This is a genomic window from Pseudomonas sp. MPB23 (genome assembly GCF_046605395.1).
Taxonomy (GTDB): Bacteria; Pseudomonadota; Gammaproteobacteria; order Pseudomonadales; family Pseudomonadaceae; genus Aquipseudomonas.
In genome coordinates, this window is the sequence record NZ_CP176771.1 from 6,326,283 (window position 1) to 6,341,172 (window position 14,890).

General features: G+C 60.7%; 9 protein-coding genes. 7 read left to right on the forward strand and 2 right to left on the reverse strand.

Going from position 1 to position 14,890, the window contains the following annotated elements:
• Positions 1-5 precede the first annotated feature (5 nt).
• Together ACLH0J_RS28790 and tssI are read right to left on the reverse strand one after the other, a co-directional pair.
• Entirely contained in the window at positions 6-1,820 is a 1,815-nt protein-coding gene (locus ACLH0J_RS28790) for a hypothetical protein (protein WP_411390091.1), read from the reverse strand.
• Entirely contained in the window at positions 1,817-4,156 is a 2,340-nt protein-coding gene (gene tssI, locus ACLH0J_RS28795; protein ID WP_411390092.1) for a type VI secretion system tip protein TssI/VgrG, read from the reverse strand. The genes ACLH0J_RS28790 and tssI overlap by 4 nt, the downstream gene beginning before the upstream one ends.
• A 330-nt stretch (positions 4,157-4,486) precedes the next feature.
• On the opposite strand from tssI, the gene yaaA reads away from it, so the two are divergent.
• The 7 genes from yaaA to algG all read left to right on the forward strand — a co-directional run bounded on the left by yaaA (position 4,487) and on the right by algG (position 14,882).
• Positions 4,487-5,266, forward strand: coding sequence for a peroxide stress protein YaaA (gene yaaA, locus ACLH0J_RS28800; protein ID WP_411390093.1), 780 nt, complete (start codon positions 4,487-4,489; stop codon positions 5,264-5,266).
• A gap of 900 nt (positions 5,267-6,166) precedes the next feature.
• Positions 6,167-7,483 (forward strand): nucleotide sugar dehydrogenase, encoded by a 1,317-nt coding sequence (locus tag ACLH0J_RS28805; RefSeq protein WP_411390094.1) that lies wholly within the window; start codon positions 6,167-6,169, stop codon positions 7,481-7,483.
• Between the two features lie 83 nt (positions 7,484-7,566).
• Positions 7,567-9,048 carry a mannuronan synthase gene (alg8, locus tag ACLH0J_RS28810; RefSeq protein ID WP_411390095.1) on the forward strand — a complete coding sequence of 494 codons (1,482 nt, stop codon included), beginning with the start codon at positions 7,567-7,569 and terminating at the stop codon, positions 9,046-9,048.
• Positions 9,049-9,084: 36 nt separating this feature from the next.
• Positions 9,085-10,251 carry a PilZ domain-containing protein gene (locus tag ACLH0J_RS28815; protein ID WP_411390096.1) on the forward strand — a complete coding sequence of 389 codons (1,167 nt, stop codon included), beginning with the start codon at positions 9,085-9,087 and terminating at the stop codon, positions 10,249-10,251.
• A 199-nt stretch (positions 10,252-10,450) separates the two neighbouring features.
• Positions 10,451-11,830 carry an alginate biosynthesis TPR repeat lipoprotein AlgK gene (algK, locus tag ACLH0J_RS28820; protein ID WP_411390097.1) on the forward strand — a complete coding sequence of 460 codons (1,380 nt, stop codon included), beginning with the start codon at positions 10,451-10,453 and terminating at the stop codon, positions 11,828-11,830.
• A complete protein-coding gene (locus ACLH0J_RS28825; protein WP_411390098.1) occupies positions 11,827-13,314 on the forward strand; it encodes an alginate export family protein in 1,488 nt (495 codons plus the stop codon). The genes algK and ACLH0J_RS28825 overlap by 4 nt, the downstream gene beginning before the upstream one ends.
• Complete coding sequence (algG, locus tag ACLH0J_RS28830) at positions 13,314-14,882, forward strand: mannuronan 5-epimerase AlgG (RefSeq protein ID WP_411390099.1); 1,569 nt, start codon at positions 13,314-13,316, stop codon at positions 14,880-14,882. The genes ACLH0J_RS28825 and algG overlap by 1 nt, the downstream gene beginning before the upstream one ends.
• The last annotated feature ends 8 nt before the right edge of the window (positions 14,883-14,890 follow it).

Sequence of the window (14,890 nt, forward strand, 5' to 3'; positions counted from 1 at the left end):
GGCAATTAGTGGCTTTTTTCTGAATTTTTTTCCCAGTTTTTATTCATAACCTCATTCCATCTTTTAAAATTCTTAGCCGCATCACAGCCCCCCTTGCTATCGTCAAATGACTTGCCTGCATGCAACCCCCACAACTCCTCCCGCCACCGCTTCGCCAACTCATAATCCGGTGCGGCCAGTCCCAACTCCGAGTCCGTATGCATACTGCGGGTATTGATATTGGCGGAACTCAGCAAACTGAAAACATCGTCCACCACCAATAACTTGGAGTGCACATAGATATCGCGGAACTGGGCTGTTTCGCCTTCAAACAACGGACTGCTGGGTTCTGGCGTGCAGGTCGTCAGGGTGCCGATCACTACTTTCAGTCCCGGGATGTCCTTGAGGGTGTAGGGTTTTTCATCGTCGTTTTCACCGTCTTTGGGCTTGCCGAGTTCAGGGATGTCTTCGGGTTTAAGCCCGCCCAGGCGTTGCTCGACTTCGGGGGTGATGCCCTTTGCTTCCAGTTCTGCAATCTCGCGTTTGAGTACGTCGGCGCGGTTGAGTTGGGCCCGTTGTACGTAGGGATCACGGTGTGGATTGGCCTCCAGGTACGCCAGTTGGCTGCGCTTTCGCAGCATGTCCTCGGCCAGGGTGCGTTGGGCCTGGGGCATCAGTTGTTCCTGCCCCAGCTCCTGCAACATGGCATAGGTGGTACTGGCAAAGCTCTTGTCGTTCGGATGGTTGGTGACCACGAACAAGTACAGGTCTTGTTCTCTGCCCTTTGCGATATAGGCCGCCGCCAACTCGCGCAACTGCCGGGCAAACGCCGGATAGCGAAAATACTGATTTTCAAAATAGGCGTAGTTACGCACGTTGCCCAACGCCTTGTGGTACAGCTCCAGGATCGACGTTTCTGCGCCTTCCTGGGGTTGGGTGCGGCAGATCTGGGCCATGGTCGGGCCGGCGCTTTTGAAGTGCTCCGGGTTGATGGTGTTGCGTTGTTCGCTCAGGCCGTCGGTAAACCATTTTTTGATCCAGACGGTTTCCCGGTCCCAGGCGCTGCTGAAGTTGTGGTTCAAGTCGTGCAGGACGGAGCCTTGCACTTGCATGGACAGGTCCTGCCACGGGCCGAAGCCTGGGCTGCGCCCGGCGGCTTTGTCGTGGTAGAGGTGTGCGCTGGTGTCCCAGTAGTTGCGATGCATGTTGTGGCCCATGACGAAGCCTACGGCGTTCGCGATGTCTTCGTAGTCCACCAGCACCATTTTCTGGTGGTGGCTGGCGAACAGGGTCAACAGCAACATATGCGCAAAGTTCGTATCGGGGGCTTCGCCTCTGATCAAGCGATACAGGGTCGACAGGCGACCTTTTTCAGTGAGCATCTGCGGCCCGCGCAGAAGCGCGTTCAAGGGCAGTTCAGTGGAAAAATCCCGCGTGCGAAACTCCACATTCCGCATCTGCCCATCATGGATACGGCGGAACCACTCCCGGGTGTATTCCTGATCCTGAGGCGAATAGTCGGGCGCACCCGAGCCTGCGAACTGGTTGTAGCCACCGTTGCCGTTCAACTGGTTCTCCAGATCAATCAGAATGGCCTGCAGTTCCTTTTCGCGCTGCTGATAGCGGTAGCCACTGGCGCCGTAATACGGCAGCTCGCCGATACGGTCGCTGCCGGGCTTGAAGCGTATCGCCGGGTCGAACCCCCAACTGATGATGTCGACGCTGCGGGTCGCGGCCCCGATGGCATCGTGGACCGCGCCGAAGGCCTGCTTGGTCAGTTCGAACGATGAGTGTTCGCCCGGTATGAACTGAATCACTTCTTTACGGTAATCCGGCTTCATTCGGTGGCTCCCTGCGCGCGGTAATCATCGGGCGATCCCAACGGTTTGAGTTGTTCGGCCTCTGCCCCGTAGTCGCGCCGCCCGCTGCGCGCCAACTGCTGGCTGGCGGACACCGCGTCGACGCGGTCGGCCGTGGGCTTGATCTCAAAGCGATGACCACTCACCAACTCCACCTCATACGCCTGCGTGCCAGGGACGTGTTCAAAGCGGATCACACCGTCGGCCCCCGTCAGGCCCTGCTGGATGGCGACGCCATCGGCAAACAGCGTGTAGGGCTCATTGCTGTAGCCGGGTCGACCGGGTATCGGGCTCACGACCGAAGTGAGCGTGTGGATAACCTCCGCCGCCGCGCGCGAAACCGCACGCGCCAGCAGTCCACCCGCCTTGGCGGTGTCCACGGGCAATGGAATAACGGGCAACAGCACCGCGCTTCCGGTACCGGCGCCCGGAAAACCACCGCCGTTGGCCTTGACCACAGGGCCGGACACGTTGATGCCACTGGCATCCAGGGTGATAAAACTGCCGCCGGCCCGCAGCGAAAGGCTGACGCCAGCCTCGATGACGATCTTCTGACCCGCCTTGAAATGCAGCTCGCCACCGGCATGGCTCAGGTGGGCACCGCCCAGCTTGAGGTGCTGGTTCTGGCCAACCACCAGGTGGTCGTCGGCCTTGACCTCGACTTTGCGGTCGGCATGCACGGTGCGATGTTCTTCGCCCTTGAGTTCGGTGTGGCTGTTCTTTTCCACGGTGTCGTGGCGTTCGTGACCGACGCGGATCGTCTGGTCGCGCTCGATGTGTTCGTCCCAATCGCGCTCGGCATGCACAAAGATCTGTTCGGCGCCTTGCTTGTCTTCGATGCGCAGTTCGTTGAAGCCGGCGCCGCCGGGTGAGCTGAGGGTCTTGAAGACGCTGCGGGTCTTGTGCGCCGGCAGCGGGTAAGGCACGACATGTTCCTTGTGGTACAGGCAACCGGTCACCAGCGGCTGGTCGGGGTCGCCTTCGAGGAACGTCACCAGCACTTCCATGCCGACGCGGGGAATACTGATGCCGCCATAGCGCTCGCCGGCCCAACTGGACGAGACGCGCACCCAACAGCTGCTCTTGTCGTCGCCCTGCCCTTCACGGTCCCAATGGAACTGCAGCTTCACCCGACCGTACGGGTCGCAATGAATCTCTTCGCCCTGGGGACCGGTGACCTGTGCGGTCTGGCTGCCGAGTACGCGGGGCTTGGGGTGTTTTAGCGGAGGGCGGTAGGAAACCTCCGCGGGCGTCGCGACAAAGCGGTTGCGATAGCCCTGGTGAAAGTCATCCTTGGCGTCGGAGGTGTCGCTGCTCAGCGACTCTTCGAGGACTTGCGGCTGCTTGCCTTCATGAACGACTTGCGTCAGCAGCCACGGGGCATTGCACTCGCTGCGCGGGTGCCCGGAAAGCGTCAGGAGGTGGCCGCTGACGAGGGCGGGCTGATCACCCTGCCCCCACGCCTGGCGATAATCGGCGCGATGGCGCTCAAGCGCGCGCCGGCTGAGCAAGGTGCCACGGCTGCGGTCGGTGAAACGGCCGGGATAGTCATAGTCTTCGAGGTCCGGCTCTTCGTGCTCCGCGTCGTCGCGCCAGTTGGCCTGCAGCACCAGGCGCGGCTTCTCGAAGTCATAGTCGGCACGTGCAGTACGACGGGTGCGCGCCGCCAGACGCACGCCAAACCCCTTGATCACCGGCTCATCCGCGACCAGGCCGCTGTCCTGCACATAGGCCGTCGGTCGGCGCAGCTTCGGGAACACGATCGGGTCATCACCAAACACCAGGATGTGGCCTTCAGTGCGGTGCCGGAAGTGAAAGTGAATCCCCTCCTCCTCACACAAGCGCTGAATGAAGTGCAGATCGGACTCGTCGTACTGCACGCAATACTCGCGGTCCGGGTAGGGGGTGACGAGCTGAAACTGGTAGGCGTTGCTCTGGATGCCGTGCTCTTCGAGGATCAGTGCGATGATTCTCCGCACCGACAACTGCTGGTAGATCCGTTGGTTGATGCGATGGCGCAGGTAGGCCAGGTGCGGCACCAATGTCAGGGTGTAGCGGGTCAGGCGTTTACCCGAGTCGCCCTGGGCGATCCGGTAGACCTGCCCGTGAATACCGCCACCCTGGGGGTCGAAGGCCAGGAACCCCGGTTTGTGCAGGAGGGTTTCCAGGTCCAGGTGAGGCCTTTCACTGACCAGTTCCACCTCGAACGCATACGGCGTGTTGATTGCCTCGGTGCCGGTAAACGACAGCACTTGGAAGTCGTTGTCGCATTCATCAAGGGTCAGGCTGAATCGAGTTCGCAAGGCCGGGTTGAACATGCTGTCGTTCCTTGGACGCTGCGCAGCCCCGCCTGACAATTCAGCCCCCGTGAAACTCACCCGGACCGTTCAGTAGAGCCACTGTGTTATGAAGGAAAAAAATCATAACGCGCCAAAACTGTGCAAGAAGTTGCACACATCCCCGCAGAACGCCGCTGCGCAAGGGCTGAAAAAAACTGAAACTGGATATTTCATCGCCTCGCGCGGGGATTGCCTCGCGCGGATCACGACCGACCACCGACCCCGCTATCGGCATCATAGGTGGAGTCAAAGTGCCCAACCCCCTAGAATCCGGCCCACGCTACAAGCACGATTACAGGAGCCAACTTCATGCTGATGGTGATTTCCCCCGCCAAGACCCTCGACTTCGAGTCCCGGCCTGCGACCCCGCGTTTTACCCAGCCGCAGTACCTGGACCATTCCCAGGAACTGATCGAGCAACTGCGTGAGCTGAGCCCGGCGCAAATCAGCGAATTGATGCACGTCTCCGACAAGATCGGCGGTCTCAACGCCGCGCGCTTCGGTAGCTGGACACCGGCCTTTACTCCCGACAACGCCAAGCAGGCCTTGCTGGCGTTCAAGGGCGACGTGTACACCGGCCTGAATGCCGAGACCTTCAACGACGCTGACTTCAGCTACGCCCAGGACCACCTGCGCATGCTCTCGGGCCTGTACGGCCTGCTGCGCCCCCTGGACCTGATGATGCCGTACCGCCTGGAGATGGGCACCAAACTGGCCAACGCCCGTGGCAAGGACCTGTACGCCTTCTGGGGCACGCGCATCAGCGAATGGCTCAATGAAGCGCTGGCCGCGCAAGGTGATGACGTGCTGCTGAACCTGGCGTCCAACGAGTACTTCTCGGCGGTCAAGCGCCCGGCCCTGAACGCACGGATCATCAACACCGAGTTCAAGGACCTGAAGAACGGCCAGTACAAGATCATCAGCTTCTACGCGAAAAAGGCCCGGGGCATGATGAGCCGCTTCGTGATCGAAGAACGCATCAACGACCCGGCCCAGCTCAAGCAGTTCGATGTGCAGGGCTATCGCTTCAATGCCGAGCAGTCCAAGCCGGACAATCTGGTGTTCCTGCGCGACCACGCACCGGAATAAAGCCTTTACTGGCCACCCCAGACGCTGAAAGGTAAATGTGGGAGGGGGCTTGCTCCCGATAGCGGTATTTCAGTCACCTCTCTATCGACTGACCTATCACTATCGGGAGCAAGCCCCCTCCCACCGTTTTGTCTGCATTCCACACCGAAAATCGTCAATTATCTGGCGTCAAAAAATATCTTGACGCATCTCTAACAATTCTTTCACTCGACATTCGTCGTTTTTTTTCGTAGTGGCACCACTTTTTTAAAACACTAGTGGCATAAAACTATCCCTTCGCGCCAACTCCCTATAACTACTGGCCCAAATAGCAAGTGCTATCAATATAGTACTAGTGCCATCTTTGCTCATATTTCAAGAAATTTCAGGAAACAGGATGAGTGGCCAGGAACTTCGCCCAGAAGCGCCGCTCATACCACCGGTAACGAAATTCTCTGTTTCTGTAGGAGATGACTTACATGACAGGCCAACGGAAGTAGCAAAGTTGTCACATTCAACTTTGACTCAGTGGTCATATCACCAACCGATTAGTTGAGAGCGGCGATAAGGATGTATTGCCACGAACTATAAGGCCAAGGCTGTGCTTACCCCAATGGGTCAGTGAGACAACCCAAGGCATTGATAATTAAGGCTTAAAGCCTCTATCAAGGCCCTGCGGCACTGGCGCCAGACCCTTCTCCCAGGAAGGCTGGCTGCATTTGAGGGCAGGCCCCAATAACAAGGCCAAGTTGCGCACAACTTGAGTGCAATCGTTAGTCACTCGCTATTTAACATGCCTGTCCGCGGTAAGTCGGCGTCTGTTCGCCCAACTTTCGCGGTATCAGTGACGTTTGCAAACATGAACTCCGGCCATTTATTGGCATGAATAACACCGTCTTCAATGACAAAGAGGTAAATGCGATGCGCATCAGCATATTTGGTTTGGGTTACGTCGGCGCAGTGTGTGCCGGTTGCCTGTCTGCCCGTGGCCACGAAGTGGTCGGCGTAGATATCTCCAAGGAAAAGATCGACCTGATCAACGCAGGCAAATCGCCCATCGTTGAACCCGGTCTGGGCGAACTGTTGAGCCAAGGCATCGCAAACGGTCGGCTGCGCGGTACGACCAACTTCGCCGAAGCGATTCGCGATACCGACCTGTCGATGATCTGCGTCGGCACGCCGAGCAAGAAAAACGGCGACCTGGAACTCAACTACATCGAATCGGTCTGCCGCGAGATCGGTTTTGTCCTGCGCGACAAGACTACCCGCCACACCATCGTGGTCCGCAGCACCGTATTGCCGGGCACCGTGGCCAACGTGGTGATCCCGATCCTCGAAGACTGCTCCGGCAAGAAAGCCGGCGTCGACTTCGGCGTTGCGGTCAACCCGGAATTCCTGCGCGAATCCACCGCCATCGCCGACTACGACCAGCCGCCGATGACCGTTATCGGCGAATTCGACACCGCGTCCGGCGATGTCCTGCAGTCGCTGTACGAAGAACTCGACGCGCCGATCATCCGCAAGGACATCGCCGTCGCCGAAATGATCAAGTACACCTGCAACGTGTGGCACGCCACCAAGGTCACCTTCGCCAACGAGATCGGCAACATCGCCAAGGCCGTCGGCGTCGACGGTCGTGAAGTGATGGAAGTGGTCTGCCAGGACAAGACCCTCAACCTGTCCCAGTACTACATGCGCCCAGGCTTCGCGTTCGGCGGTTCGTGCCTGCCCAAGGACGTGCGTGCCCTGACCTACCGCGCCAGCTCCCTGGACGTGGAAGCACCGCTGCTCAACTCGCTGATGCGCAGCAACGAGTCCCAGGTGCAGAACGCCTTCGACATCGTCGCCGGCCACGACAAACGCCGCGTCGCCCTGCTGGGCCTGAGCTTCAAGGCCGGTACCGATGACCTGCGCGAAAGCCCACTGGTGGAACTGGCGGAAATGCTGATCGGCAAGGGTTACGACCTAAGCATCTACGACAGCAACGTCGAGTACGCCCGTGTGCACGGCGCGAACAAAGACTACATCGAAGGCAAGATCCCCCACGTGTCGTCCCTGCTCAACTCGGACTTCGACGACGTGATCAACAACTCCGACGTGATCATCCTCGGCAACCGTGACGAGAAATTCCGTGCCCTGGCGCAGAACGCACCGCACGGCAAGCAAGTGATCGACCTGGTGGGCTTCATGTCCAAGGCCACCTGTGCGACCGGCCGTACCGAAGGCATTTGCTGGTAACAGCAACGGCAAGCTTCGCGCTGCAAGCGTCCTGATCCCCAGCGCTTGCAGCACGAAGCCTTCTTCACCTGCGGATGACGCCTATGTCCAAGTTAAAACACGTACTGCTCCAATCCGCCGGCTGGCTGTTCTTCTTGAGCCTGCTGATGGGACTCGCCCTGCTGTTGCCGGCGAGTACGTTCGACTCCGAGTCGAAGAATTTTATTTTCCTGATTGGCGCCGTCGGTATCTGGCGCTACTCGATGGGTGCGACGCATTTCTTTCGCGGCATGCTGTTCCTGTACGTGGTCTACCCGCACCTGCGCCGCAAAGTGCGCAAGCTGGGCAAATCAGCGGACCCCTCCCATGTGTTCCTGATGGTTACCAGTTTCCGCATCGATGCGCTGACCACCGCACAGGTCTACAGCTCGGTGATTCGCGAAGCGATCGAATGCGGCTTTCCCACCACCGTGGTCTGCTCGCTAGTGGAAATGTCCGATGAGCTGCTGGTCAAGAGCCTCTGGGAGAAGATGAACCCGCCGGACCACGTCAAGCTCGACTTCGTGCGCATCGCCGGTACCGGCAAGCGCGACGGCCTGGCCTTCGGTTTCCGCGCCATCTCGCGCCACCTGCCGGACGACCGTGCGGTGGTGGCCGTGATCGATGGCGACACCGTGCTCGCCGAAGGCGTGGTGCGCAAAACCGTGCCGTGGTTCCAGCTGTTCGGCAATGTCGGCGGCCTGACCACCAACGAGTTCTGCGAAGTGCGCGGCGGCTACATCATGAGCGAGTGGCACAAACTGCGCTTCGCCCAGCGTCACATCAACATGTGCTCCATGGCCCTGTCCAAGCGCGTGCTGACCATGACCGGGCGCATGTCGGTGTTCCGTGCCAGCGTGGTCACCGACCCCGGCTTTATCGCCGACGTGGAAAGCGACTCGCTGCAACACTGGCGCCTGGGCCGCTTCAAGTTTTTGACCGGCGACGACAAGTCCAGTTGGTTCAGCCTGATGCGCCTGGGCTACGACACCTTCTACGTGCCGGACGCCGCGATCAACACCGTGGAACACCCGCCGGAAAAGAGCTTCATCAAGGCCAGCCGCAAGCTGATGTTCCGCTGGTACGGCAACAACCTGCGCCAGAACTCCCGCGCCCTGGGCCTGGGTGTTCGCCGCCTCGGCCTGTTCACCAGCGTGGTGCTGTTCGACCAGCGCGTGTCGATGTGGACCTCCCTGCTCGGCCTGACCGTGGCGATCATCGCCACCTTCAAGTACGGCGGCGCGTTCATCCTCGCGTACTTGCTGTGGATCGGCATCACCCGCCTGATCCTGACCCTGCTGCTGTCGTGCTCCGGCCACACCATCGGCCCGGCCTACCCGGTGATTCTGTATTACAACCAGATCATGGGCGCGCTGGTGAAGATCTACGTGTTCTTCCGCCTCGATCAACAGTCCTGGACCCGCCAGGACACCAAACTGACCCGCGATTTGGCCAGCTTTCAACGTTGGTTCAACACCTGGTCGTCTCGGACCATGACCTTCTCCGCCGGCAGCATCTTCGTTGCCGTGTTGCTGATGATGGTCTGACCCTGCCAAGCCTGAATTAACTAGGAACTACACACCATGAATAGCCAAGTAAACGCCAACGTTGTCCACGAATCCGAAGCCCAGCGCCAACATGCCCGGGTGAAAATTCCGGCCAAGCTGCGCTTCTTCAACACTGACCGCACGCAGACCGAAGCACGGGTCATCGACCTGTCCGCCGGCGGCCTGGCGTTCACCGCGACCCAGCCGCTGACCGTTGGCGAAGTGCACAAGGGTCGCCTGCAATTCGTCATCGATAACCTCGGCCTGGCCATGGATGTGGAGTTGCAGATCCGCTCCTACGACCGCCAGAGCGGGCGCACCGGTTGCCAATTCCAGAACCTCGACGCCCAGGATATTTCCACCCTGCGCCACCTGATCACTTCGCACCTGTCGGGCGACATCGTGACCATGGGCGACGTGCTCGCCACCCTGCAACGCGACAACTTCACCAAGGCGCGCAAGGTCAAGGACGGCGGCAGCAACATGAGCGCCTTCGGCCGCCTGCGCGCCGTGACGTTCAGCCTGGCGATCTTCCTGGTGGGCCTGGCGGCGTTCGGTTTTGTCTTCAAGTCGGTGTATGGCATGTACTTCGTCACTCACGCCCAGGCCGGCCTGGTGAGCGTGCCCGGCATGAACGTGACCATGCCGCGCGACGGCACCGTGCAAAGCCTGCTCAAAGGCGATGCGGTCGCGGCCAAAGGCGCGCCACTGGCGACCTTCAGCACCAGCATGCTCGATGTGCTCAAGGGCCATCTGGACGAGGAGCAGTTGCAACCGGCCAAGGTCGAAGAACTGTTCGGCAAGCAAATGACCGGCACCCTGACCTCCCCTTGCGATTGCGTGGTGGCCCAGCAACTGGTGGCCGACGGTCAGTACGCCAGCAAGGGCGATGTGATCTTCCAACTGGTACCGCGCGGTAGCCTGGCCAATGTGGAAGCACGCTTCACCTATCGCCAGTTCGCCAACGTTCGCCCAGGCACCCCGGTGAGCTTCCAGGTGGCCGACGAAGAACAGATCCGCACCGGCACCATCGTCAGCAGCACCAGCCTGAACAGCGCCGACCTGTCCTCCGACATCCGCGTGCAGATCAAGCCGGATGCGCCGCTGGACAGCACCTACGCCGGCCGCCCGGTGGAAGTCACCAGCGACCGTGGCCCATCGCTGAACTGGCTGATCGATAAAGCCATGGCTGCCGGACTGTAAGCGAGGAAATGCCTGTGATGATGCGCCTAAAAACACCGCAATCCCTGTGGGAGCGGGCTTGCTCGCGATGGGATCAGCGCGGTTTGCCTGACGGACCGAGTCGCCTGTATCGGGAGCAAGCCCCCTCCACAGGTGATTGGGTTTACACATTTCTATCTGTGAATACAGTCAAGTGTGGGGGCTTGCTCCCCCCTCCCACATGGGTCCGGTGGCGTTGCTGGCTATCGCGGTGAGCCTCGCCGGTTGCGCCGGCCTGCCCGACCAACGCCTGGCCAATGAAGCGCTCAAGCGCGGCGACACGGTCACCGCGCAGCAGAATTACCAGCAACTGGCAGACCTGGGTTACAGCGAGGCCCAAGTGGGCCTGGCTGATATCCAGGTGGGCACCCGCGACCCGGCGCAAATCAAACAGGCCGAGGCCACTTATCGGGCCGCAGCGGATACCTCGCCGCGCGCCCAGGCCCGCCTCGGTCGCCTGCTGGTGGCCAAGCCCGGTTCCACCGAAGCCGAACACCATGAAGCCGAAGGCCTGCTGAAAAAAGCCTTTGCCAATGGCGAAGGCAACACCCTGATCCCGCTGGCGATGCTGTACCTGCAATACCCCCACAGCTTCCCCAACGTGAACGCCCAGCAGCAGATCAATAAATGGCAGGCCGCCGGTTACCCGGAAGCCGGTCTGGCCCAGGTGCTGCTGTATCGCACCCAGGACACCTACGACCAGCATCTGGATGACGTCGAACGCATCTGCAAGGCCGCGCTGAACACCACCGACATCTGCTACGTCGAGTTGGCCACGGTCTACCAGAAAAAAGCCGAGCCGGAAAAACAGGCCGAGTTGCTCAAGCAAATGGAAGCCGGTTACAGCCGTGGCACGGTCACGGCGCAGCGCGTCGACAGCGTCGCCCGTGTACTCGGCGATGCCACCCTCGGCACGCCGGACGAAAAAACTGCCCAGGCGCTGCTGGAAAAAATCGCCCCTGGCTACCCCGCGTCCTGGGTCAGCCTGGCGCAATTGCTCTACGACTTCCCGGAACTGGGCGACGTCGACCAGATGATGAAGTACCTGGACAACGGCCGCGCCGCCGACCAACCGCGCGCCGAGCTGTTGCTGGGCAAGCTCTACTACGAAGGCAAGTGGGTGCCAGCGGACGCCAAAGCGGCCGAAGCGCATTTTGAAAAAGCCGTGGGCAAGGAAGTGGCCGCCGATTACTACCTCGGCCAGATCTACCGCCGTGGCTACCTGGGCAAGGTCTACTCGCAAAAAGCCCTGGACCACCTGCTGACCGCTGCGCGCAACGGCCAGAACAGCGCCGACTTCGCCATCGCCCAACTGTTTTCCCAAGGCAAGGGCACCAAGCCCGACCCATTGAACGCCTATGTTTTCAGCCAATTGGCTAAAGCCCAGGACACGCCAGAGGCCATTGACCTGGCCACGCAGCTCGAAGCCCCGCTGACGCCCGAACAACGCGCCGAAGGCCAACGCCTGGTGCAACAGGAACTGGCCGCGCGCGGCACCCTGGCCCAGAGCACGCTGCAACTGCACGCCCTGCAAGAAGAAGACGGCGAGGAATCCCTATGAAGCTCAATCCATTCGTGCAGGCCGGCATCGGCCTGACCTTCGCCCTGCTGTGGTCGTGCCCGACCCTGGCCGCGCTGACCGAAACCAAGAACTTCGGCCTGGAAGTCAAAGTCACCGGCCAGTCCGAGGACGACCGCGACCTGGGCACGCAAAAGGGCGGCGACGTCAACGGCATCGGCCTCGACCTGCGCCCATGGATCTATGGCGAAAGCGGCAACTGGAGCGCCTACGCCATGGGCCAGGCGGTGGCGTCGAGCGACATCATCGAGACCGACACCCTGCAGCAGTCCTCGGATGACACCACCGAGCAGTCGAGCAACAACGACCGCAAGACTAAGAAAAACTACCTGGCGATGCGCGAGTTCTGGGTCGGCTACAGCGGTTTTACGCCCTACCCCGGCGAGATCCTCAAGCTCGGTCGCCAACGCCTGCGCAATGACGACGGCCAATGGCGCGACACCAACATCGAAGCGCTGAACTGGACCTTCGACACCACCCTGCTCAAGGCCAATGTCGGCGTCGCCGAACGCTTCAGCGAATACCGCACCGACCTCAAGGAACTGTCGCCCAAGGACAAGGACCGTCAGCACCTCTATGCCGACGCGTCCTACCAGTGGATGCCAGGCCAGTGGATCGGCCTGCGCGGTCACCACACCCACGACAACGGCAAGCTCGACTACCCCGAACCGGGCGTGGCCACCGACTCGCTGGACAAGCGCGAAAACGGCGACCTGACCTGGCTCGGCATCGAAGCCAACAGCGACGCCTACAACTGGCGCAACACCAACACCGTCAACTACTGGGCGAGCCTCACCGGCATGCAGGGCGACCGCGACACCGTCAACGCGTTGAACGCCGACGGCAGCCGCCCGACCACCGCCAAGCGCAGCGATGACGTGAATGGCTGGGCCACCGATCTGGGGATCCGCCTGCGTCTCGACCCGCAGTGGCAAGTGGGCGCGGCGTATTCGCGCGCCAGTGCCGAGTACGAGCAGAACGGCCTGCAAAGCAACCGCTCGAACTGGACCGGCACCCAGTCCCGCGTGCATCGCTTCGGCGAAGCGTTCCGCGGCGAGATGAACAACATGCAGTCCATGAGCCTGTTCGGTTCCTGGCAGTTGCGCGAGGACTACGACGCCAGCCTGGTGTATCACAAGTTCTGGCGCGTCGACGGCAACAAGCCGGTGGGCAGCAACGGCATCGACGCGGTGCAGAACAACACCGACGACGTGACCGGCGCGATCCTGTCCAGCACGTCCCTGCCCCTTGAAGACGGCAAGAAAGATCTGGGCCAGGAGATGGACCTGGTCGTCACCAAGTACTTCAAGAAAGGCCTGCTGCCGGCCGCGCTGAGCCAGTCGATCGACGAACCGTCGGCCCTGGTGCGCTTTCGTGCCGGTGTGTTCAAACCGGGCGATGCCTATGGCAGCCAGGTCGACTCGTACATGCATCGCGCGTTTGTCGACGTGATCTGGAAATTCTGATGGGAGCCTGTGCAATGAATGCTCAAAGCCTACTCGTCGCGGCAATGCTGGTGGCCAGCGCCACAGCGTTCGCCGATACGGCGGCCAAGGCGCCGACCATCGCCAAAGAACTGCAACAGGCCAAGACCTACACCATTTCCAGCCCGCCCACCGCGCCGCTGGAAATGCCCAAGCCGGCCCTGCCGGATCTGTCGGGTTACACCGCCGCCGCCATCGAGAAAAAAATCGTGCGCAGCAAACCGGGCAAAATCAGCATCCGCCGCATGATGCAGGAAGACGCCCTCAAGGACTTCATCGGCGGCGACAACAAGATGGCCGAATGGGTGGTGCGCCAGCACGGCATTCCCCAGGCGATCTTTGTCGACGACGGCTACATGAACCTCAAGGACCTGCTCGGCAAAGTGCCCAAGCAGTACCTGAGCGAAACGTCGCCGGGGGTGTTCCTGGCCAAGTTGCCGATCGTGGTCGGGCGCAAGGGCATTCTGGACATCGACAAAAACACCCGGGAACTGCGGCTGTCCCAGGAAGCCGGCGCGTTCCTGATCAACGACGGCCAGTTGTTTGTGCGTGATACCAAAGTCACCGGCTGGAACGAGAAGGCCAATGGCCCGGCACTGTTCAAGTCGCCCAAGGAATTCCGCCCGTTCCTGCTGGCCTGGGGCGGCACCGAGACCTACATCTCCAACACCAAGATGGCCAGTTTCGGCTACGCCAACAGCAAGTCGTACGGGGTGAGTATTTCCCAGTACACGCCGAACATGGCCAAGGTGCTCAAGCGTCCTGAGCCGACCGGCTGGATCATCGACTCCGAGTTCTCGGACATGTGGTACGGCTTCTACTGCTACGAGACCACGGGCTTCGTGATCAAGAGCAACACCTACAAAGACAACATCGTCTACGGCATTGACCCTCACGACCGTTCCCACGGCCTGATCATCGCGGACAACAGCGTCTACGGCACCAAGAAGAAGCACGGCATCATCATTTCCCGGGAAGTGAACGACAGCTTCATCTTCAACAACCGCAGCTACGACAACAAACTCTCGGGCCTGGTGCTCGACCGTAACAGCGTCAACAACTTCGTGGCCGACAACGAGTTCTACCGCAACCACACCGACGGCATCACCCTCTATGAGAGCGGCGACAACCTGCTGTGGGGCAACAAGGTGATTGCCAACCGTCGCCACGGAATCCGGGTGCGCAACAGCGTGAACATCAAGCTGTACGAAAACACCTCGATGGCCAACGGCCTGACCGGCGTCTACGGCCACATCAAGGACTTGACCGACACCGACCGCGACATCGCCCTCGACCCGTTCGACGCCAAGGTCTCGCTGATCGTGGTCGGCGGTGAACTGGCGGGCAACGGCAGCGGGCCGCTGTCCATCGACTCGCCATTGAGCGTCGAGCTGTACCGCGTGTCGATGCTGGCGCCGACCAAATCCAGCGGCATCAGCTTCAACGGCGTGCTGGGCGATCGTCAGGAAGAAATTCTCGACCTGCTGGTGCGCCAGCAGAAAGCCGTGCTGATCGACCCTGTCGAACGCCAGACCGAAATGCAGGACTGAGGATGACC